Consider the following 19134-nt stretch of genomic DNA (forward strand, 5'->3'; position numbering starts at 1 on the left):
TGCACCCCTCTACACTGCGCCTTGTCAACAACACATACAACCCTCATCGCAACGGACCAAGCATATGAAGCATTTCCGTATTTCATTCATCGTCACCGCCCTGTGCCTGGTCGGCTCGGGCTGGTGGGGCTACGAGCATGGCGGCCTGTCCGGCATGGTGACCGCGGTCGGCATCGCGTCGATCCTGGCCGTCATGGAAGTGTCGCTGTCCTTCGACAACGCCGTCGTCAACGCCTCCGTCCTGCGCGACTGGGACGAGTTCTGGAAGAAGCTGTTCCTGGGCGTGGGCATCATCATCGCCGTGTTCGGCATGCGGCTGCTGTTCCCGCTCGTGATCGTCGCGGTGGCGGCGGACCTGGGCCTGGCGGACGTCTGGAAGCTGGCGCTGGAAAACCCGAAGGAATATTCGCAGCACCTGACCAACCACCACGCTGAAGTGGCGGCATTCGGCGGCATGTTCCTGCTGCTGGTGTTTCTGAACTTCCTGCTGGACGACGAGAAGGAACACCACTGGCTGGGCCACGTCGAGGAGAAGCTGGGCGCGCTGGGCAAGGTGTCCTCGATCTCGGTGATGGTCGCGATCGGCGCCCTGATGGCTTCGCTGTCCCTGGTGCCGGAAGCGCAGAAGATGGTCGTGCTGATCTCGGGCCTGTGGGGCATCCTGATCTACGTCGGCGTGGACGTGCTGAGCAACCTGCTGGAAGGCTCGGAAGAGAGCGGCGGCGAGGTCGGCGAGATGGTCAAGCGCGGCGGTATCGGCGGCTTCCTGTACCTGGAAGTGCTGGATGCATCGTTCAGCTTCGACGGCGTGATCGGCGCCTTCGCGATCACCAACGACGTCGTGATCATCATGCTGGGCCTGGCGATCGGTGCGATGTTCGTGCGTTCGCTGACGGTGTACCTGGTGGAAAAGGGCACGCTCGACCAGTTCGTCTACCTGGAGCACGGCGCCCACTACGCGATCGGCATCCTGGCGGTGATCATGTTGGCGAGCATGAAGTTCCACGTGCCGGAACTGATCACCGGCCTGGCAGGCGTGGCCTTCATCGGCGCCTCGGTGTGGTCGTCGATCCGCTACCGCAAGCAGCAGGAAGCATTGGGCGTGCACAAGGAAGTGGCGTCGGTGAAGTAACGCGATGGATGGTTGAACGCGTGGACGGGAAACCCGTCCACCCTGCCCGGTAGGGTGGACAGCTCGCTGTCCACGCGTTCAACGAACCGTAAAGAACCCGCGGCGAACGAATGAGCACCCGCTCGCCGCAGAGCAGCAGTACAGGTGTTCGAACAGCAGCATCCATTCATACATTGAAGGAGATACACATCATGGCAATCAGCTTGCAAAAAGGCGGCAACGTCAATCTGTCGAAAGAAGCGCCGGGCCTGTCCAGCCTGAAACTGGGCCTGGGCTGGGACGTGCGCGCCACCGACGGCGCCGCATTCGACCTGGACGGCGTGGCATTCCTGCTGAGCCAGTCGGGCAAGGTGCGTTCGGATGCCGACTTCATCTTCTACAACAACGCCAAGTCGAGCGACGGCTCGGTGGTCCACTCGGGCGACAATCGCACCGGCGCCGGCGAAGGCGACGACGAGACGCTGAGCATCGACCTGTCCAAGGTCCCGGCCGACGTCGACCGCGTGGTGCTGGCCGTGACGATCCACGAAGGCGATACCCGCCGCCAGAACTTCGGCATGGTCGGCAAGGCGTTCATCCGCTGCATCAACGCGGCCAACAACAGCGAGATCGCCCGCTACGACCTGTCGGAAGACGGCTCGACCGAGTCCGCCATGGTCTTCGGCGAGGTGTATCGTAATGGCGCGGACTGGAAGTTCCGCGCCGTCGGCCAGGGCTTCAACGGCGGCCTCGGCCCCCTCGCCAAGAACTACGGCGTCAACGTCTAAACGATTTAGACATTACTTGCTGCCGTGCCACGCCAAAGGGGCGCGGCGGCAGCCTGGAAAGGAAGCCACCACATGCCAGTATTTACCGTGACCGGGGATATCGATCCCTTCCTGCACGTATCGATGAAGCGCGGCGAGACCATCTACTGCGAATCGGATGCGATGGTCATGATGGAATCGACGCTCGACCTGAAGGGCAAGATGAAGGGCGGCCTGGGCAGCGCGCTGATGCGCACCTTCGCCAACGGCGAGTCCTTCTTCCAGCAGCACATCGAGGCGACGCGCGGCGACGGCGACTGCCTGCTGTCCCCCACGCTGCCCGGCGCCATGCAGGTGGTCGATTGCGGAGCGCGCCAGTACATCATCAGCGACGGCGCCTTCGTCGCGGCCACGTCCAGCGTCGATTTGCGCGTGCGCACCCAGAACATCGGCAATGCGCTGTTCGCCGGCAGCGGCGGTTTCTTCGTCACCGAGACCTCGGGCACGGGCCAGGTGGTGGTGTCCGGCTTCGGCTCGATGAACGAACTGGAAGTGGAACCGGGCAAGGACGCGATCATCGACAACTCGCACGTGGTGGCATGGGACAGCACGTTGCAGTACGAGGTCTCGGTGACCACCGGCACCAGCGGCGGCTTCCTGGGCAACCTGATCAACAGCCAGACCAGCGGCGAAGGCATCGTCCTGCGCTTCTCGGGTCGCGGCAAGATTTACGTCTGTTCGCGCAACCGCACCGCATTCAAGGCCTGGATGCAGGCGCCGGGGAAGTGACAGGCATTACTGAATAGGAGTCAACCATGAGCGTCAATCTGCAGAAGGGCCAGAAAATCTCGCTGGAAAAGGAAGCGGGCGGCGCGCTGTCGCGCGTGACGATGGGCCTCGGCTGGGACGTCGCCAAGAGCAAGGGCTTCTTCGGCTTCGGCGGCGGCAAGGGCGAATCGGTCGACCTGGATGCGTCCGTGGTGCTGTTCGACGAGTCGAACCGCCCCGTCGACGTGGTCTGGTTCCGCCAGCTCAAGAGCCGTGACGGCAGCATCGTCCACACGGGCGACAACCGCACCGGCGCGGGCGAGGGCGACGACGAGCAGATCAACGTCGACCTGACGAACGTGCCGGACCACGTGCGCTCGCTGGTGTTCACGGTGAACAGCTTCACCGGCCAGAACTTCTCGACGGTGCAGAACGCCTTCTGCCGCATCTTCAACAGCGGCAACCAGCAGGAAATCGCGCGCTACGACCTGTCGGTGCAGGGTTCGCACACGGCCCAGATCATGGCCAAGCTGTACCGCCACAACGGCGAGTGGAAGATGCACGCGATCGGCGAGAACGGCAACGGCCGCACCATCGACGAGCTGCTGCCGCAGATCGTGCCGCACCTGTAATCCCACGATGGCGTAGCGCTTCCTGTTTCTTCAAGAATATTCCGCGGATGTGTCGTCTTCGCGGTTTGTAGTGGGCGGCTTGGCGCCCACGCCCTTTAACGGCTCCCTTGGGAGCCGTCTTTTTTTGTATCGGCTCCCTTGCAGTTTTTCCTGCAGTCACCCTAGCGACTGCCTGTCCAGTATGTAGGCATCATGGCCGGCATCAACCAGACGAAAGGGAACGACATGAAGCTGAAGGGTATGCGGGTAGTCATCATGGGCGCATCGAGCGGCATCGGCGCCGCCACGGCGATCGCCTTCGCCAGGGAAGGCGCACGGCTGGTGCTGGGCGCGCGCGGCAGGGAAGGGCTGGAAGACATCGCGCGCCGCTGCGAGGAAGCGGGCGGCACTGTCGATTTCGGCGTCGTGGACGTCACGGATGCCGCGGCCGTGAAGCGCTTCGCCCACGAGGCGCGCGTCCTGCTGGGCGGGATCGACCTGTGGTTCAGCAACGTCGGCATCGGCGTGGTCGGCAAGTACCACGAGGTGCCCATCGAGGACCACCGGACCGTCGTCGAGACCAACCTCGTCGGCCACATGAACGATGCCCACGCCGTGCTGCCGATCTTCCTGAAGCAGGAACACGGCATCTGGGTCAACATGATCTCGGTGGGCGGTTTCATCACGTCGCCGTACGCGGCCGCCTATGCGGGCAGCAAGTTCGGCCTGCGCGGCTTTTCCGCGGCGCTGCGCGGCGAGGTGCGCAAGTACCCCCGGATCCACGTGTGCGACGTCTATCCGACCTTCGTCGACACGCCGGCGACTGGCCACGCCGGCAATTACACGGGCGCGCGCCTGTCCTTCCCGCCGGGCGCCCTGGCGCCGGAAAAGGTGGCGCGTGCCGTCCTGGCCGTGGCGCGGCATCCGCGCGATACGACCGTGGTCGGCGCGCCCGAGAGCGCGCTCAAGCTCGGCGAGTTCGCCAATCCCGTCAATGCCGCGCTGATGGACCGCTTCATGGAAAGCTGGAGCCGCCGTGCCGAGCGCGCCCCGCACACCACGGGCACCATGTACGCGCCGCCGCATGAGCCCAGCGGCGTGCACGGCGAGCGCCATCGGTCCGGGCAGCAGTCGCAGCACACGCTGCTGAAGCTGGGCCTGGCCTTCGCCGCCGCGGCGCTCGGCGTGGAGATGGTTCGCCAGCGTTCCTGATCCGCCCGCAAGCGTCGTCCCTGCGAAGGCAGGGACCCAAGTTCCGTGCACAGCCGTGCACGTAACATTGGGCCCCTTCCTTTGCAGGGGCGACGGCGTCTTTGTTTGCTCCATTTTGCAAGAATGTCTTGACACCGCCCTGTTCCGCATCTACTGTATTAATCAACTAATTTCTACGCCCAGACTGCGACGCGCGCAGTAGAAAAATCATGAAGTTGAGGTGGCATGGCACTCAATAAACAGCTAAACCGTGTGCTGCTTGCGGTAGACCGGCTGAGGATTGGTCGTCAATCGGAAGCTCACATCGGGCGCCTTAAGTTGTTCCTTGCTCTCTAGCCGTGCTAAGAAAATCTGCAGCTCAATGCAGCATACGGTGAGAGAACCGATGAGCTTTTCGCGGCACCTACCTTCGATTGGCTTCTGATCCAATGTATAGCAATGCAGTTTCCCGATCATCGCTTTGATGTCGGGCTGCTCGAGGTCCACACCTTCCCAGTTGTGCGCAAATTTCTTGCGAACTCTCCGCAGTGTTTCCAGGTCTTCAAACTGCTCCTTCATCAGCAGCCCAACTGTACTTCCTGCGGATCTTCGCCAAGTCGTTGCGACTGAGAGAAAAATGGACAGACTTCCACACTTGCGTCCATTCCGACGCGACCGAATCACCGTCGGGCAATACGGATGTCGAAATCATTTTTTGCGCGCATGCTCAGGAAGCCGCAGCGCTAGCCGACGGTAGCCGGCTGGCTGCCGATCAGCTTACAGCCACATTCTGTCGTGCACCCTTCGACCGCGACCGGTATGCCGTTGACGGTGAAGGACTTAGAGGCAGTAACAATCTTGTTGACCCCATGCGGTTTGCCTCTAGGGTAGACCTGCGGACAATCGACCTGATCCCCGAGCCTCGCGATCGCGCGCCCCCGAATATCGTGATTAGGCGAGCCGCTGATGACGGTTCCGCCGTGATCAGTTTTATCGCCGACCGTTATGATTTTCAGGGACATTGCGTCTCCAGGTAAAGCGCAATCGCGCCGGTTCAGTCAATCGTCATTCCACTCCTGAGCCATCTGCGTGAGATCGTCGCGGGTCATTCTTCGCGCTTTCATCATCCTCACAAGGTCCTCTTTCGATAAGGGATATTGTTGGTGCACCCTAGGAATGTTCTCGGCGTCGAGTTAGTAGAGCCAAGTCGACTCTATCGGCGCATGTGGCGGAGCTCGTCCGCAGGAAGCTTTCCTTTGAAGAAGACTTCAATCGTGTAGAGTTGATGGCCCTCGGCGTATCCTTGTTGGAAGTGAAGCACTGTGTTTTTTGGGATCATGGAAAAAGGCTCGCCCGTGCTAGTGGCAATCAGCATCGGTTCCTTGAGTTTGTATGAGCTCCCGGCAGCTATCATTTTCTTGAAGAAAAAGGGGGCCAACAATCCTGCGATAAGAAATGGCAGTACGGCGCTGACTAATGCAGTCGCTTTTTTTGATTTCCTAACACCAATTTTTTCTAGCTCGTAAACGCTTTATAGCGGTCATTCTTCATCATTTTTCTGTGTAGACTCGCGTGAAAATATGGACGGGTTTGGCGGACGATTTGCGGTGGATTCCCGATCCGCTCATATCATTCCGCTTGTTGAGCGTCCTTACGTCACGGGTTAGGTGTATTTTGTTCTTCCGGCCATTCACGTAGAATTTGTGTTAATTCAGCCTTGGTCACGCCTCTGGTTCGCAAAATCGTTGTAAGCTCCTGCTTGCTTAGCGGATATTCATTAAGCAATTTTGGTAACTCTTCACGATCTATAGTCCTCAGCCAAAGCGGTGAAATCGTTTTCGGATCTGCAGGCGCCGCCTTGAAGTCTCCTTTGAAGTGAAGATAGACGTGAAACGTCTGATGCCCTTCGGGCCAGCTTTTATCAAGATAAAGTACCGATCCGGCCGGAAGCAGAGAATACGTTTTTTGTTGCTCGCCCTCGATCAGAAGTGGCTCTTCGATCGTGAATGCTGTTTTAGACGTCATGGATAACACTCCAGTTGATAAAAGTAAGTATGCCAGAAGGATGAAGCCTAACGTGATTATTGCTATCGTTGCAAGCTTTCTCATCGCTGTTTCCCATATGTTGTTACTTTTCTGGGCGTAAGAGCTTTGTTCCCGTCTAGCATAGCTTGAACGTCAGCGGGCATAAAGATCTTCGACGGCCAAGCTCCAAAATTCCGCGCTCGCGCCGCCATTTTTTCTGAGGTTCCTAATCCACGTCCCTCATTGAAACGCTCTTGTCCTGCCTCAATGCCCGGTAGACCAAGCCGTGCTCCGTCTAGAGTTACTGTTGCGCAGTTCTTACTGAACGCATGGTAAGGGGTCGGCAGCTTGTATTCCTTTTGGTTGGGATGTTTCGATCGCCGTATAGTCGCCTTAGCTGTGATGCTCTCGTAGTAAGAAATGATGGCCTCTGCCTTATCATTTGGTATCAAGTAGGTAAAGCCTTTTGTGGCGCGGCCGTAACTGTTTTCTCCTGCAATGTACGGATCAAATTTGTCCCATACTCGAAGAATACCTTCGCCTTCTGCTCCGAATTCACCAGTTGTTGCGCCGTAACGGCCGAAATCATAAATTCGCTCTTGAGTTGCAGTGATAACACGAAGGGCGGCATGTCCATAAGTGTGCATTTCGCCGTCTTTGCCTCGATACGGCCCCCCGATAAGAATCTCGATCGAAGGCGCCCTTACCTGAAGAGTTGTGACCTCGTTTGTCAGGATCGCTACCCCGGCTTTTAGCTTCTTGTTTGGTTGTTCGAGCTTTGGCATGGCTAAGTCGTCCCGAAAGGGCAAGAAAGTTTAAGTAGTTTCTACTTCTATCGAATAACTTAGGTCAGGGAATTCGACCTTGCAGCGACCCGCTGGCAACCGCTCAATGCGTGCCCCGCCGCGGTCGTTGACGTTTCCGCAGTGCTGAGTACCGCCGGGGTCAGTTAGGACAAATCGCTCGCCTGGGATAGGGCCGTCTTGATCAACCAACTCAAATTCGACCCAAGCCTCACCGTTTTCGGACGTGACGGCGTTCTGACCTGCAGTTGAGGCGGCCAGTGCCGAAGACACCGAATTTATCCCTATATGCTTCGCACTGGTAAAGCTGTGCGTAGCAGCATGCGCGGTGAAAGAGCCTGCCGTGCCGAACTCGATTGCGCCCGCACGAAATTTGGCATAGCTACCGCCGCCATTGATCACCACCTCCTCCCTGGCACTAATGGTGATGCGATTCGCTTCCTGCGAAATTTCGAGTTTAGCCAGCAGTTTGATACTGTTCGATAGCGCCTGAATGTCGATGTCACCGGATGCAGCAATGAGCTTCATTCCAGCTTTTTGCACAAACAACCGGAAAGTCTGACGAATGCTTGCGAAAAGGCTGGTGCCTGCAACTACTGAGACATCTTTCCCGCTTGTGATGGCCGTGTGACGGTCGCTGGCGATATGGGTGTCGAGTCCACTCGTTGTAGCGATGCCAGCTGGACTGGCGACGACAAGATGCGGGGCTGTCAGCTCGGGAAAGCCATTCGTGCCCCCGGCAGCGCCGCGTACCTCCTCGGTCTGCGTCTTGAGGGGGGCCGCTACATTAATCTGGCTATTGCCTGCGTCATGTGCCCCGTTGTTTTGCGCGATCTCGGCCAAGGATCTGTGCTGTTCGGCAGCGAGCGTTAGCCGGCGTGAGGTCTCGCCCATGTCCTTGATTGGACCATGCGCTGCCTGCCGCGCTTCGGTCGTGATGAGCAGCCCTTTGGCTGCGCGTGCCACTCCATGGCCGTCGGTGCGCAGTTCCCAGCCTTCGCCGCGTGCATCCTTGCGCCCGTTGGTGTCTTCGATGCGCGTGATGTGCCCGAGCGATAGCTGGCTGCACTGATGGTCGCTTTTCAGCTGCGCCTGAATCTTGTCCTTGGTGTCATCGAGAACAAGGTGATTGCCCCGCCTTCCGCCCCCAAGCTCCCGGCTGCGCAGACCGGCTAGCGACTGCTGCTCCGGCAGCGACCATGGCGGCATGTGTGCCTGGTTGTAAAGCGCGCCAAGTACGAGCGGATGGTCGATATTCCCGTTTGGGTAGACGACGGCTACTTCCTCGCCGACGCGGGGCAAGCGGATCTGCCCGAATTCGCTGCCGGCCGCCGGCGTCATAACCCGGATCCAGGGGGAGCTCTTTTCGTCGTAGTTGCCCAGTCGGTCCCAGTGAAGCTGCAGCTTCACGCGTCCGTAGCCGTCCGTGTGGATATCGGCGCCTGCCGGGCCGACGACGATGGCGGTATGCAGCCCCGTATAGATGACAGGCTCGCTGTTGAAGTTGCGGCCGGGACGCCAGCGAATGTCCTGGCGGATGCACGTAAAGCGGTTTTCGTAATGCGAGGGTGCACCAGGGCCGGCCTGGTAGTTATTCGATACCTTATGATTGGCGGACAGGATGAGGTAGAAGCGGTTCTCGATGCTGCCGCGCGGCTCGGCGTCGTATCGATGCGAGCGCGCCTCGGCGCTGAAGTGGCCGCCTAGCTTGAAGGTGCGGCCGGGCAGCACGCACCGTTCGTTGCCAGCCGCCTCGAAATACTGCGTGTCCCTGTCCGCTTCATCCATGCGCCGGCCCGCCAGCTGTACGCCATCGGTATGCAGGCGGAAACCATAGGCGCCGGTGTCCTCGTAGATCTCGTAAGGGAAGACGTCACCTTGCTGGTTGAGCGAAGTGGCTTCGACGTGTTGCGCTCTAGGATTCTTGTAGTCGAACGAGGCGAGCGTGGTCTTGCCGGATCCGAGCCGCCGGATTGCTGTCCACGTGTGGATGCCGTCGTCCTCGCGCGAGCCGCCCTTGTCGTGGAACGAAATCCAGTACGCTTCCTCGTCGATCGGCTTCGCCAAAGAGCTATCGTCCGAGATCATGAGCTTGTGGCCGTCGAATTTGTGTTCGTACCAATAATGCAAGCCGAGCGCTTCCCAACGTCGGTGCAGGTGGTTGTAGTCGGTCTCGTTGTACTGGTTCGCGACGGTAAGCTGTGGATCGTCGCCAGTCAGTTTCATGTCCCATTCGGCTTGGGAATAATGCTTGAGGGTTTCCTCAGTGATCTTGAGCACGTTTTTATTGTGGAACGACCTACTATCCTTGCGGAGGCGGGCAAACGCAAGCCACGGTTCGAGCACCATTTGGTAAAAGGCGAAGCCCCCATCGCTGCGCAGAAAACGGAACTCAGTGATGTAGCCGTTGAGATAGCGCAGCGATCCGTCCTCCCGCACCAGAGAGATAGTCACCATGCGGCCCATCAGTTTCTTCAATGGGATACGCGGATCGTCTGACAGCACCTCGACGTCAAAGCGGAAACTGCGCGAGACTTCCTCATGAGCGTCCAGCTTGTTAGGCAGAAGGATCGCGGGTGGCCCGTCCTTGAATGGAAAGTCGAGCCGTATGAGCCGGTTGTGTTGAGATGCGCCGCTGAATGCAGACAGCGCGGCACCGATCGCAATTACCTGGCTTTCGCCCATTGACTTCCTCCAAATCGCCACTTGGGCTGAGGGGCACGAAAAATGGTCAGCTGACACGTTACTCGCATGTTGCCAAGCGGAGCTTGCTAAGACTCAACACGTTTCTCTGCGCTAGGTCTAGAGTTTTTCTGACAGTCATCCTGAAAGGGATTGGTAATGCTGAAAAATCTGAAATGACAGGGGCAAGCGCGTGTTGAGAACACGACTGGCCGGCAGCCAGCGCCGATGGACGGTTTCACCAACATCGGCCCGGCGCTGGTTTGTAGTGCCATGACGCGGTTTTGTGGCCGGCCTTACCCGGTACAGTTCCTGGCGCAGGGGGCACTCGATGCCTGGACGCGTGCACTTGGGAACACCGGGCTCCGGTTCGTCTGGAGGGATCCCGGGACGCTGTGCTGGCAGATCAGGCAGGAAATCCTACGGCAGCTGGAAGGCATGCATCCGCTGTCTTCGGTCGCCGGGCAGATAAGCGCCGAGGATCGCCAACGGCTCGCGTTTCAGACTAGTACGAATCTCAAGTACCATTTGAGTGAGGGAACAGTGATCGAGGCAACGCCGGCGCTGGAGACGCTGCTGGCGAATTCGGACGTCGATCTCAGTCTCCCGATGAGCATGGTCGCGCCGCCCTATCGAGCCCAGTACTTACGCTTCGGCGAAGTCGCTATGCGGTATCTGAAAGTGCCGGCCCCGCAGGCTGCTGACCACTTCTTCGACGGAGCGTTCTGCTTTCTGACCCGGCACCGCACGGCGAGCGATCCGGAGGGGAAATGCTGGACGCTGGAATTCGTCTTCATCAGTAAGCGCCAGGACCGCTACGGCGGCCATATATCGCTGCTCGGCGAAACCGATCGGGGAGACATCACGGTCGGCGAGTGGTTGGCCGAAATCCTCAGTGGCGTCACGGCAGCGGGCCAAAGCGAGATTCATCGATCAATGCACGCTGCGGTCAGCTATGTCGTACGAGTGTTCCTCTATATGGCATTAAAGCAGGCACGTATAACGCCGCATCGGGAATACGATGAGGCGTTACGGCGCGCCGCTGGCTTGGGCGAGCGCAAGCGCGCCAAGTTGTTGCAAAGATCGGCATCCCTCTACAACGGGATCGTTGTTGGTCCCGAGTCATTGCCGACCGGCCGCTTCGAAGGTGGAGCGGGGGGCGGCGTTGCTCCGCACTGGCGCCGTGGGCATTTCCGAATGCAGCCCTTTGGCGCCGCCAATCAGCAGCGCAAACTCATCTTTGTCGCGCCGGCCCTGATTCACGCAGAGCAGTTTCAGGAAAATGTGCCAGCACCGAAATCGTACCGGGCAAGTGCCGCTGTCGTAAATGCGACCTGATTAGCTCGGCACTGACGCTGCGCGTAGCAGGTCGTTACGTACTGGACATTGGCTTTTGAATGTTACAAGCTAATCTTGATATCCTGTAATCAGAAATCAAGGGTCGATAGCAAGCCTCGCTTAGCTTGAGGGAAGCTTCGCTTGAACAGTACAGCGTAAAGATCATCCAAGCATTGTAGTTCGGCCTCGATGAATTGTCGGACGACTTTAGTCTGGATTGTCACATGCTTTTTTGGATGAACGAGTTTGTTGCGCAGGTCAATCCCGTGCAAGAGAATTGACCACCATGGCCTTGTCTTTGGTTGTTCATCAGGAGAGAAACGACAAAACAAGAAAAGCAACCGGTCTTCCAATCGAAACATTTTTAGGCGTTTGCTCACCACGAACCTACTGTCATCTAAGTTGACATCAGATTCCGTAAGTAGGCCGATGTCATGAGGTGATAGGCCGTCACGCAGCAACATTTCATCAGCAAGCGAATTAAGGTTTGCCTCCAATGCACTGAACGACAAAAGCAAGGCGGCATGGTTGAAAGCCTCAATCGCCGTCTTGTCTGACGCTTCTTCCGCCTTTTCTAAAAAGCGCTTGCCTTGCTCGAGCAGTGTATTTGAGAACGTATCAATGCTGATTTCTTGGTCGGTCATCTCGACTCCTGGGCCTTCGTTACGTCAAGTTGCGCCTCTTTCGCGTGGTATTTCTTTATTGCGATCTCGATATTCTTTGCATTGATGCCATTGCCGTCCTCTGCTTGCAGATAAAACAGTTCGACTAAGCGTCCACGCTCTTTTGCATCTGTCCGATATCCTAATCCACGGTAATTCTCAGGGTCACTCTTATGCTTCCCCTTAGCAAGGAGTGCAGCGGCAAGCGGATCTTTTCCTGTGGTTGCTGCCAGCGCATAATGTCGCTTTAATCGAACCGGATTATTCGACAGTAGTCCGGCCACGAAAGCCCAAGCGCGCAGCACTGCGAAATTTAGCGCTTTATTAGCAAAGTCCGCTTGAGTACTCTTCGTCTTCGATTGGCCCACCGATGGCTTAGCAAAGGCAGCTCGCTGCGCGGCAATCAAGCGGGCGAACTCGTTGCCTGCGATAGTCAAACCCAAGTCTTCCCAGATAGGCGGCGTGCGTGACCGCAACGCATCCCACTCGGAGTCAACATCGCCTGATCTTGCAATTTTTGGAGTAGTATCGCTGAGGGCGAATTCTTTATTTGCGTAGCTCAAGCCCAAGAAGTAGTTCAAAATAAAAGTCCTGGCATCGCGCACAGTAATTGGATTAGTGCGTTGCCGACGATCTGCGAAATCCACATTCTGTTGAAGTAAGCCGACCTTCTGACACCATTCCCTTAATTCCGGTCCCGCTAGTGTTTCCTGCATCCGGTCAAAAAGGTCAGTCGATACGGCGATATTAGTATTAGAGATTAGCTGCACATCGAGGCGCTGCTCACTGTCTAAACTAAAATACACCTTAAGACCATGGTATTCATCTACCTGACTTTCGAGCGCTTCTTTGATTGCTATATAACGGCGCTGACCGCCAATGATCTTGATTGGGTGTGCCGCATCGTATGCGACGCTGTATTCTGAAACGATGTTGCTGAAAGTGCGTCTCGCTTTGGCGTCTTCGCGCATTTTTTCAAAAGCGACGTGATCCTCTACTACGTCACGGTTTGCCCGATATTCTGGTTGTTCGTCTGGATCAATGGGAACATCAACGGTTGCTAATTCGATGAGCTTGCTCGCACGCACATGACACTCGACAAATCTAGCGCCGGTTCGCAAATCAGACATTACCAAGATCGTTTTTTCCACTGGCTCACACGTGGCAGCAAAGTCCGCGACGAGACCAGCTACGGTTTCATTCTCGTTGCTGTGTACAAATTTAATTTCGGCGATCTGGAACCTGACGACGGTCCAGCGCGATGCCCGCGCCATCAGGTTCCTGACCGGATTCGCGCTGCTGGCCTTGAGCGCGCTGCCCATCATCGGCGGTATCTCCCTCTACCAGGACCACACGCTGCCGGTGCTGGTACTGCTGCGCGTGCTGCTCGCGATCGGCGGACTGTGGTTGGCGATCGCGTGGGTCTGGCTGTTCGTGCCATCGGCGGTCGTCATGAATTCCGCCGCCAACGCCAGGCTGCTGCCGCGCCAGCGCCGCCGTCTCGTGCAGATGGCGATCGGCGGCTGGTTCCTGGTCACGACGGCGTTCACCGTGGCGTCCGGCAAGTGGCCGGTCTTCGCGCTGGTCGGCAGCTATGTGCTCGGCTTTGCCCTGATGCGCGCCGGGAACATCCGCGCCGTCGCGCTGACCGTGCTGCCGGGCCTGTGGCCGGCGCTGTCGCGCCACCTGCTGCCGGAACCGCTGGCGCAGGCCGTCTCCAGCGGGCCCGGACTGCTGCTCGCGACCGCCGCCTTCAGCGCCGCGGCGGTATGGATGCTGGCGCGCCTGTACCCGGCGGCCGGCGACCGTCACCTGGAGACGCGCGGCGAACGCGTCCGGCGCATGGAGCGCATGGCATCGAACGGCTGGGCCGCGGCGCACGAATCCGAGGGTGTCATGACGACGCCTGGCCTCAAGGTCTACCGCGCCATCCTGCACCGCGACAGCCGTGCGCCGCGTGCCGGTGCGATGCTGATGCATGCATTCGGACCGACCGGCCACTGGAGCGCGTGGATCACGACCATCGTCATACTGGTGGTGACGAGCCTGGTCGCCTGGCTCTTCGTTTCCTGGCGCAACGATGCCTCCACGCACGAATTCGTCAAGGGCTTCTCCTGGGGCGGCCTGGGCGGGCTGGCCTTCATGATCGCGTTCAGTACCGCGCACATACGCCAGCAGCTCGACCGCACCCGCGACGAGCAGGCGCTGCTGCTGCTGACGCCGCGGGCTGGCGACAGGGCGCTGGTGAACCGGCGCCTGGGCACGACGATGCTCCGGGCCGCGTTGCTGCAGTGGATCGTGCTGACGGCCGTCGTACTGTGGATCAGCACGCTGTTCGGCGGTGCCGACCTCGTGCTGCGCGAGTTCGCGCTGTGCTGCCTGGGCGGGCAGATGGCCATGGCCTGCCTGTTCGGCGATTTTTCGCGCGCGCCGAAGATCGGCGTGGTGCGCGCCGTGCTGCTGGGTGTGCTCGCGCTGGTCGAGGCCGGCGTGGCCGCCGGCCTGGGCTGGCTGTCCGGCGCGCTGCTGCCGCACACCTGGTACTGGCTGATCGCGATCAGCCTGGCCGTCGGCGCGTTCCAGCTGCGCCATGGCTGGAGGACGCTGGTGACGGCGCCGGTGGCATTCCCAACGGGGAGGCTGGGCTAGGACGCGATCCTGCAGAGTGGGCACCATGTGCCAACCGAGTGCCCGCGTCGCTTCTGCGCACGGTGGGCACGTGGTGCCCACCCTACGTGATTCAATGCGCCTTCTTCTGCACCAGCGCCGCGCCGATGCCATGGCGGCGGCTTTCGCTGACCGCCGTCACGGTGCCATCCCCGTTGAACACGATGGCATTGGCGGCGCCGATCTCTTCCGGTGCCGGCGTGGTCGCCCACTTGTGGCCGAATTTTTCCAGCGCCCGGGCCTGGGCGGTATCGGCGAAGCCCGGCTCGACCTCGGTCTCGCGGCCGTTCCTCTGCGACAGGCGCGGCGCGTCGATGGCCTGGTCCATGGGCATGCCGAGGTCCACGTGGTTGACGATGGTCTGCAGCACGGTGGTGATGATGGTGGCGCCGCCCGGGCTGCCGATGGTGAAGGCGGGCTTGCCGTCCTTGAAGGCGATGGTCGGCGCCATGCTGCTGCGCGGGCGCTTGCCCGCTTCGGGGATGTTCGGCGCGGGACCCGTGAAGTCGAAGTCCGTCATCTCGTTGTTGAGCAGGAAGCCGTAGCCCGGCACCACGATGCCGCTGCCGCCCCAGGACTCGATGGTGAACGTGTAGGCGACCACGTTGCCCTCCTTGTCGGAGACGGCCAGGTGGGTCGTGTGCGTGCCTTCCTTCTGGATCAGGTTGGCCTGCGGACGTAGCGGGAAGCTCTGGTCGTTCTCGTACAGGAACGGGTCGCCCGCCTGGACGGCACCGGCCGCCGCGCGGTCCTGGCGGATCAGCGAGCGGCGCTGGGCGGCGAACTGCTTCGACAGCAGGCCTTCGATGGGCGCGTCGACGTATTCCGGGTCGGCCAGGTAGGCGTTGCGGTCGGCAAACGCGAGGCGGCTCGCCTCCAGGTACAGGTGCTCGACCTGCTCGCGCGGCAGCGATTTCAGGTCGAAGCCCTCGAGGATGTTCAGCGCCTCGGCCACCGTGACGCCGCCGCTGCTGGGCAGGGGCATGCCGTACAGGTCGTAGCCGCGGTAGGTCGAGCGCACCGGCTGGCGGATGCGCGCCTCGTAGTTGGCCAGGTCCGCCAGGCTCATCGTGCCTGGGCGCACCTGCGCGTCGCCCGCCATCGGCGGACGGTTGACGGCGGCCACGATCGCCTGGGCCATCGGGCCCGAATAGAACGCTTTATAGCCGCGCGCGGCGATGTCGCGATAGGCCTTGGCGAGGTCCGGGTTCTTGACCACGGTGCCGGCCGGCAGCGCCTTGCCGTCCTTCAGGTAGAGGCGGCTGGTCGTGGAGAACTGCTGGAATTTTCTTTCATTCTCGGTGACCAGCTTGTTGAACGTCGGGCTGACGGTGAAGCCCTTGGTGGCGACCCCGATCGCCGGCGCCAGCACCTGCTTGAACGACATGGTGCCGTAGCGTTCCAGCGCCTCGTGCCAGCCGCGCACGGTACCCGGCACGCCGACGGCGGCGCCGCTGGCGACGGCCGTGTCGAAGTCGACGGGCCGGCCGTTCTCGACGAACACCGAGGGGCTGAACGAGGCCGGCGCCGTCTCGCGGTGGTCGATGGTGATCACGCGCTTGTCCTTGGCCAGGTAGATGACCATGAAGCCGCCGCCGCCGATGCCGCAGCTGAACGGATCCGTCACGCCCAGCGTGGCGGCGGCCGCCACGGCGGCATCGATGGCGTTGCCGCCCTTGTTGAGGATGGCCAGCGCCGATTCGGACGCCTTTTCACTGATGGTGGCGACGGCGCCGCCCGTGCCCGTCGCGACGGGCGACTTGGCGAGCGCGAGTGGCGGCGCGAGGACGATGGACAGGATCAGCCCGCAGGCGAGGGCGCGGGGCGCGCGGTTCGATATGGTCATGAAAGGAAGGAAAAGTGGGTGATCGTCATGGCGCTCATGGTGGCGTGACCTTGAGCGTGACCGGCATGGCGTCGCTGGGCCGCATGGTGCCGACGGCGCGCGCGGGCGGGATCGTCGCCATGTCGAGCGCGATGGCGGCGCCGCGCAGGATGGGCGGCCTGGCCGAGGGCTGGTCCGGACCGAGCGTGATTTCCTGGACGCCGCCCGGACCGTCGATGATGAAGCGGAACACGAGCCGTCCGGCCCAGATGCACTGGGCGTTCGGCGGGCAGCGGCTGTCGCTGAAGCTGTCGTAGGTGACGGTGATGTCGCGCGCCAGCGTGGCGCTTTGCTGCGGCCTGAGCGGATAGCTGCCCGGCAGGACCGGCGCGGCCACGCAGCCGGCTAGCGCCGGCGCGAGGAGGAGGGCAAACAGGTGAGGCAGGTACCGCGACAGCATCATCGGGACATCCGGTTATTTGCGTTATGCCAATAATAACAAATACGGATGCCCACGCTGATCCAATATCAAACCGGGGTCAGAGCCGGGGTCAGAGCCCGGTTTTGGGAAATTGCCAAAAATCGGGCTCTGACCCCGGCTCTGACCCCGGTTTAAGGGAGGTCAAGCCTTGGGCGGGGTGGTGCTTGACGGGGTGTTCATTTGCACGTCCGGCAGGAACCACATCAGCAGCAGGGCGACGAGGACGATGGCCGTGCCGGCGCCGAACACGCTGGCGATGGCGTGGCGGTAGACTTCGCGCAGCGCCGGCGCGAGCACGGTGTGGCTGCCGGCGCTGGCGGCCGCGTCGATGCCGGCGGCGTGCAGGCGGTGCGCCAGGATCGCGCCGGAACCCGTCACGCCGAGGAGGCCGCCGAGCGAGCGGAAGAAGGTCAGCATCGCCGTGCCCACGCCGCGCCGCGCCAGCGGCAGCGCATGCTGGACGACGATGGTCATGTTCGGCATCACCAGGCCCAGGCCTGCGCCCAGCAGGAAGATCGCCGGTTCGATGTACCAGAAGCCGCGCCCCGTCTCCATGGCCCAGGCCAGCACGCCGAAGGCGACCACGGCCGCGGCCACGCCGTACACCTGCACGGCCTTGTAGCGGTTCAGCGGCGCCAGCACGCGGCCGTTGAGGGTCGAGGCGATGATCATGCCGACCATCATCGGCACCGTCAGCATGCCCGAGCTGGCCGGGCTGCTGCCCATCACGAGCTGGAAGAAGATCGGGAAGAACACGCTGGCGCCCATCAGGCCCATGAAGGTCAGCGCCATCACGATGCTGGCGACGTTGAACACGCGGTTGTCGAACAGGTCCGGCGGCAGCACGGGCTCGGCCGCGCGGCGCAGGTGGAACACGAGCCAGGCGCCCAGCAGCGCGGTCAATGCCGCGCACACCTTGATCTGCGGCGCGTCCCACGGCCACTCGGTACCGCCCAGCGCCAGCACCAGCAGCAGGGACACGATGGTGCCCGTCATCAGCACGGAGCCCAGGTAGTCGATGCGGTGCGACTGCGTGGCGACCGGCTTCCTGAGCGTCGTGGCGATGGCGTACAGCGCCACGGCGCCGACTGGCAGGTTGATGTAGAAGATCCAGTGCCAGGACAGCAGGTCCGTCATCACGCCGCCCAGCACGGGGCCGAGCACGCTGGTGACGGCGAAGACGATGGCGATCGAGCCCTGGCGCCGGGCACGCTCGGCCGGAGTGACGAGGTCGGCGATGATGATCTGCGCCAGCGGCATGAAGCCGCCCGAGCCCAGCCCCTGGATGGCGCGGAACACGATCAGCTGCGTCATGTCCTGGGCCAGGCCGCACAGCACGGAACCGACGAGGAAGGTGATGAGCGCCGTGAACACCATCGGCCGGCGCCCGTACTGGTCGGCCAGCTTGCCGTACAGCGGCATGGTGGCGGTGGATGCGAGCACGTAGGCGGTGACGACCCAGGACAGGTGGGCCATGCCGCCCAGGTCGCCGACGATGCGCGGCAGGGCGGTGGCGACGATGCTCTGGTCGAGCGCGCCCAGGCCGAGCACGGCCATCAGGGCAAGGTAGACGGCGCGGATTTCGCTGGGCGTCGCCTGCGGCGGTACGCCATCGGGCAAGGGCGGGGAGAGGGGCTGGGTCATGGTTCGGCGATCAGGTTCAGGGGTTCGATGGCGGCGGCGAGGGCATCCAGTTGCCGGGGACTGAGGCGGGCGACGCGCCGCGCCAGCCAGTCCAGGCGCTCGCTGCGCAGCGCCTGCAGGCGTTGCTCTCCGGCGGCGGACAGTTGCAGGCCGGTGCGGCGGCGGTCGTGCGGATCGGGCGGGGCGCGCTCGACCAGGCCGGCCGCCTCCAGCGTCTTGACCTGGGCGCTCATGGTGGGGCTGCGCACCTGCTGCATGCGCGCCAGCTCGGCCACGCCGATGCCCGGATGCTCCCCGATGGCCGCCAGCAGCATGGTCTGCAGCATGGACAGGCCCGTGTCGCGGCGCTCGGCGTCATGGCGCATCTCGCGCATCAGGCGCTTGAACGCGGCGCGCAGGTCTTCCGACAGGGCCAGCGCGCGTTCGTTCGGTTCGTTCATTGTCATCGTGAAATATAGGTAGGCTACCTAACTATTTTACGCCGCAACGCGGTGCCATGCAAACGCTGGCAAGCGTTGTCAATGCATCAAAACGGGAAAATACGCGGTATGCTCATGGA

General features: G+C 61.2%; 18 protein-coding genes. 7 read left to right on the top strand and 11 right to left on the bottom strand.

Translation table 11 applies throughout. From position 1 onward, the window contains the following. Window positions 1–64 precede the first annotated feature (64 nt). The 5 genes from QPK32_RS09400 (at window position 65) to QPK32_RS09420 (ending at window position 4469) form a co-directional block, all read left to right on the top strand. Window positions 65–1132, top strand: a complete 1068-nt coding sequence (locus QPK32_RS09400) for a DUF475 domain-containing protein (protein WP_290412544.1) — start codon at window positions 65–67, stop codon at window positions 1130–1132. 191 nt (window positions 1133–1323) lie between these two features. Then, the gene (locus QPK32_RS09405; protein WP_290412545.1) at window positions 1324–1899 is read left to right on the top strand and encodes a TerD family protein; all 576 of its coding nucleotides are present in this window, start codon (window positions 1324–1326) and stop codon (window positions 1897–1899) included. Window positions 1900–1971: 72 nt separating this feature from the next. Then, window positions 1972–2667 carry a TIGR00266 family protein gene (locus QPK32_RS09410; protein ID WP_290412546.1) on the top strand — a complete coding sequence of 232 codons (696 nt, stop codon included), beginning with the start codon at window positions 1972–1974 and terminating at the stop codon, window positions 2665–2667. Between the two features lie 26 nt (window positions 2668–2693). Then, window positions 2694–3278, top strand: a complete 585-nt coding sequence (locus QPK32_RS09415) for a TerD family protein (protein ID WP_290412547.1) — start codon at window positions 2694–2696, stop codon at window positions 3276–3278. A gap of 225 nt (window positions 3279–3503) precedes the next feature. After that, window positions 3504–4469: an SDR family oxidoreductase gene (locus QPK32_RS09420; RefSeq protein ID WP_290412548.1), complete on the top strand. Its 966-nt coding sequence runs from the start codon at window positions 3504–3506 to the stop codon at window positions 4467–4469. Between the two features lie 243 nt (window positions 4470–4712). Here the strand turns inward: QPK32_RS09420 and QPK32_RS09425 are convergent, their stop codons facing one another. From QPK32_RS09425 to QPK32_RS09445, 5 genes are all read right to left on the bottom strand, one after another. Further along, on the bottom strand, window positions 4713–5027 hold the full coding sequence (locus tag QPK32_RS09425) for a hypothetical protein (protein ID WP_290412549.1): 315 nt from the start codon (window positions 5025–5027) through the stop codon (window positions 4713–4715). Window positions 5028–5191: 164 nt separating this feature from the next. After that, the gene (locus QPK32_RS09430) at window positions 5192–5470 is read right to left on the bottom strand and encodes a PAAR domain-containing protein (protein ID WP_290412550.1); all 279 of its coding nucleotides are present in this window, start codon (window positions 5468–5470) and stop codon (window positions 5192–5194) included. Between the two features lie 634 nt (window positions 5471–6104). Beyond that, on the bottom strand, window positions 6105–6557 hold the full coding sequence (locus QPK32_RS09435; RefSeq protein WP_290412551.1) for a hypothetical protein: 453 nt from the start codon (window positions 6555–6557) through the stop codon (window positions 6105–6107). Next, complete coding sequence (locus QPK32_RS09440) at window positions 6554–7258, bottom strand: hypothetical protein (protein ID WP_290412552.1); 705 nt, start codon at window positions 7256–7258, stop codon at window positions 6554–6556. Before QPK32_RS09440 ends, QPK32_RS09435 begins: the two co-directional genes overlap by 4 nt. Before the next feature lie 30 nt (window positions 7259–7288). Further along, window positions 7289–9961 (bottom strand): type VI secretion system Vgr family protein, encoded by a 2673-nt coding sequence (locus QPK32_RS09445; protein ID WP_290412553.1) that lies wholly within the window; start codon window positions 9959–9961, stop codon window positions 7289–7291. 225 nt (window positions 9962–10186) lie between these two features. Here QPK32_RS09445 and QPK32_RS09450 point away from each other — a divergent pair, with 225 nt between their 5' ends. After that, entirely contained in the window at window positions 10187–11296 is a 1110-nt protein-coding gene (locus tag QPK32_RS09450) for a hypothetical protein (RefSeq protein WP_290412554.1), read from the top strand. Between the two features lie 89 nt (window positions 11297–11385). On the opposite strand, the gene QPK32_RS09455 is transcribed toward QPK32_RS09450, so the two are convergent. Then, window positions 11386–11940 carry a hypothetical protein gene (locus QPK32_RS09455; RefSeq protein WP_290412555.1) on the bottom strand — a complete coding sequence of 185 codons (555 nt, stop codon included), beginning with the start codon at window positions 11938–11940 and terminating at the stop codon, window positions 11386–11388. Next, window positions 11937–13283, bottom strand: coding sequence for a hypothetical protein (locus QPK32_RS09460; RefSeq protein ID WP_290412556.1), 1347 nt, complete (start codon window positions 13281–13283; stop codon window positions 11937–11939). The genes QPK32_RS09455 and QPK32_RS09460 overlap by 4 nt, the downstream gene beginning before the upstream one ends. Here QPK32_RS09460 and QPK32_RS09465 point away from each other — a divergent pair. Continuing rightward, complete coding sequence (locus QPK32_RS09465) at window positions 13264–14607, top strand: hypothetical protein (RefSeq protein WP_290412557.1); 1344 nt, start codon at window positions 13264–13266, stop codon at window positions 14605–14607. The two genes, QPK32_RS09460 and QPK32_RS09465, sit on opposite strands and share 20 nt — an antisense overlap. Window positions 14608–14698: 91 nt before the next feature. Here QPK32_RS09465 and ggt read toward each other — a convergent pair whose 3' ends face one another. The 4 genes from ggt to QPK32_RS09485 all read right to left on the bottom strand — a co-directional run bounded on the left by ggt (window position 14699) and on the right by QPK32_RS09485 (window position 19015). Then, window positions 14699–16471, bottom strand: coding sequence for a gamma-glutamyltransferase (gene ggt / locus QPK32_RS09470; RefSeq protein ID WP_290412558.1), 1773 nt, complete (start codon window positions 16469–16471; stop codon window positions 14699–14701). A gap of 34 nt (window positions 16472–16505) precedes the next feature. Then, a complete protein-coding gene (locus tag QPK32_RS09475) occupies window positions 16506–16913 on the bottom strand; it encodes a hypothetical protein (protein ID WP_290412559.1) in 408 nt (135 codons plus the stop codon). A 159-nt stretch (window positions 16914–17072) separates the two neighbouring features. Then, window positions 17073–18575: an MDR family MFS transporter gene (locus tag QPK32_RS09480; RefSeq protein WP_290412560.1), complete on the bottom strand. Its 1503-nt coding sequence runs from the start codon at window positions 18573–18575 to the stop codon at window positions 17073–17075. Next, window positions 18572–19015, bottom strand: coding sequence for a MarR family winged helix-turn-helix transcriptional regulator (locus QPK32_RS09485; protein ID WP_290412561.1), 444 nt, complete (start codon window positions 19013–19015; stop codon window positions 18572–18574). The genes QPK32_RS09480 and QPK32_RS09485 overlap by 4 nt, the downstream gene beginning before the upstream one ends. Window positions 19016–19134: the final 119 nt, after the last annotated feature.

This window comes from Massilia sp. YIM B02763, assembly GCF_030412015.1.
Classification (GTDB): domain Bacteria; phylum Pseudomonadota; class Gammaproteobacteria; order Burkholderiales; family Burkholderiaceae_D; genus Telluria.